Raw genomic sequence first — 2328 nt, forward strand, 5'->3', positions numbered from 1 at the left:
GACGACAAGGCGCGCGAATGGCTGGCGGAAGCCGGCTACGACCCCGCCTATGGTGCCCGGCCTCTGAAGCGGGTGATCCAGCGCAACCTGCAGGATCAGCTGGCGAACCTGCTGCTGGAAGGCCGCATCCATGACGGCGAACGCCTGACCGTCACGGCGGGCACCGACGGCCTGGTGGTAAGCCAGCAACCCCTGGCCGCCGCAGCCTAGCCGAAGGGCGGGAGGGCATGGCCCTCCCGCCCTTCCTCACGAGACTAACATTGCAGGCCCCTCGCCGGCCTTGGCTTGCTGCTGTCGCTTGTCGCCCGCAGCGTGAGCTCGCTCGCCCCTGAGCGCCGCGTCGTCCGGTAGGCCTGGCTGCGCGACAAGGCCGCCGGCCTGGGCGGGGTCGCCAAGGGATCACCAGCTATCTCATCGGCTTTGGCTGGCGGCGCTGCTGACTGTCTGTTCCTTGGGCTTGGCCAGGACGAAAATCATCTGCAGTCCTGGCCTGACAGTGGCGCTGGTGGTGCTCGCCATCGCACAGATCGGAACCACCTCATCTTCTTCCTGCACATCGCCACGACGCCGCAGAATACCGACAATGTCACGGCGTCGCCCTCGACGTGTTCATCGTAGTCGGCGGCTCCGTCTGGATCATGACCCGCCTGAACCGCAACATGATGCCGATGAAGGCCTCACTCGGCCCAGGCGATCTCCTGTCTCGGCTCCAGATGCGCGATCTGCGCGAGGATCGTCTGGCGCGTGCGCTGGAATGCCTCGAGCTCCGCGCCGGCGAGTTGCACCCGTGGCGCCGGCCGGGCGATGGCAGGATCGACCGAGCGGCCGTTCTCGACGATCTCGTAGTGAAGATGCGGCCCGGTGGCGAGGCCGCTGGAGCCGACGCGGCCGATCACCTCCGCCTGGCCGACGCCGGTGCCAAGCTTCAGCCCGTTGGCAAAGGCGGAGAGATGGCCATAGCGCGTCATCGACCCGTCCGGATGGCGCAGCTCGATCAACCGGCCATAGCCGCTGACGAAGCCGATGCGCTCGACCACGCCCTCCGCGGCGGCCAGCACCGGTGTGCCGTGCGGCGCGGCGAAGTCGATCCCCTGATGCATGCGGGTGAAGCCGAGCACCGGATGCCGCCGCTGGCCGAAGCTGGAGGAGATGCGCGCACCGTCGAGTGGCGTACGGAGGAAGTTGCGGCGAAGGCTGCGCCCGGTCTCGTCGAACCACTCCGGCCCGGTCGCCGTCTCCTGCCGCCAGAGCGACAGGCGGCGCGTCGACATGCGGAACTCGGCATGGAGCACGTCGCCGTCGCGCAACAGGCCACCCTCGGCATCGCGGAACCGCTCGAACAGGACGGTGAAGCCATCGCCCGGCTGCAGCTCGCGCTGGAAATCGACGGAATGGCCCAGCATGCGCACGAGGTTGAGGCTGAGTGCCGAGGGCAAGCCGGCTGCCTCTAGATCCTGCAATACCGCGCCGGTCACTTCGCCTCGGGCATAGACCAGGTGGCGGTGACGCGTCGCTTCCTCCTCGACAGCCTGCCAGCCTGAGAGGGTGCGGCTGACGGTCACGGTGCGACCCGGTGCCGGCTCGAGAATAAGGGCGGTCAAGGCATCGTCGCGGCTCGGGTCCTGGCGAAGAGTGACCTCATGGCCGGGCTGAAGGCGGCGCGGCGGGAAGATTGGGGCGAGGGCGCTGATCGCCGGGCGTGCTTCATCTGGCTCGACCCCGGCGCTGGCCAGGAGCTGGGTGAGGGTATCGCCCGGACGGGCGACGAGGACGCGGACAGCTTCGGTCTGTGCAGCTGGGGAGGCTCGGGGCGGGTCGGGCTGGGCCGGAGCGGCGGCGGGGCTGGCGAACAGGATGACGAGACTGGGCAGCCAACGCGCATGGCGCGTGACGCGGTGCAACATGAAACCCCTCCCAGGGCTGAAATATGGCGAAACCCTTTGAGGGAAAAATAAGTAAAGTCAATGGCTTGACGTATTCGCTTGCGTGATGAGCTGAGCCATGAGGCGATTTTCGAAAAAAGGGCTTTGACAGTCCGGGGCGAGGGGCCTAGAAGCCGCCTCCCGACGACGACGGCAACGCCGATCGCCGGGCCGCTGAAAAGCAGGCCTTGACGCCGGTGACGCTGGTCACTAAGTTAAGCGCCCCGCTGATAAGGTGGTTCTCCTAACCCGGCAGGGTTTATCGCCGGTCCAAGCTTCGGGCGAAAGTCTGAAGGTGGCCGCGAGGGAGTTTGTTCTTTTAAAACTGTATCTGGTTTTGGAAGCGCGTTTTGGATGTATGCGTGTTTGCTGGTTGATCCTTGGTTTCATGGGGATGGCTGGTGAG

General features: G+C 66.4%; 2 protein-coding genes. One reads left to right on the top strand and one right to left on the bottom strand.

The window, feature by feature from the left end; translation table 11 throughout:
- The coding region (locus EP26_RS30520; protein WP_043345193.1) for a hypothetical protein at positions 1-210 on the top strand (210 nt) is incomplete at its 5' end.
- Between the two features lie 467 nt (positions 211-677).
- Here EP26_RS30520 and EP26_RS30525 read toward each other — a convergent pair.
- A complete protein-coding gene (locus tag EP26_RS30525) occupies positions 678-1904 on the bottom strand; it encodes a M23 family metallopeptidase (RefSeq protein WP_052389897.1) in 1227 nt (408 codons plus the stop codon).
- Positions 1905-2328: the final 424 nt, after the last annotated feature.

The organism is Belnapia moabensis DSM 16746 (genome assembly GCF_000745835.1).
In the GTDB taxonomy this organism is placed as follows: Bacteria; Pseudomonadota; Alphaproteobacteria; order Acetobacterales; family Acetobacteraceae; genus Belnapia; species Belnapia moabensis.

Coding starts and splice junctions, on each gene's coding strand:
- EP26_RS30525 (WP_052389897.1), bottom strand. CDS start 1,904: ATGTTGCACCGCGTCACGCGCCATGCGCGTTGGCTGCCCAGTCTCGTC.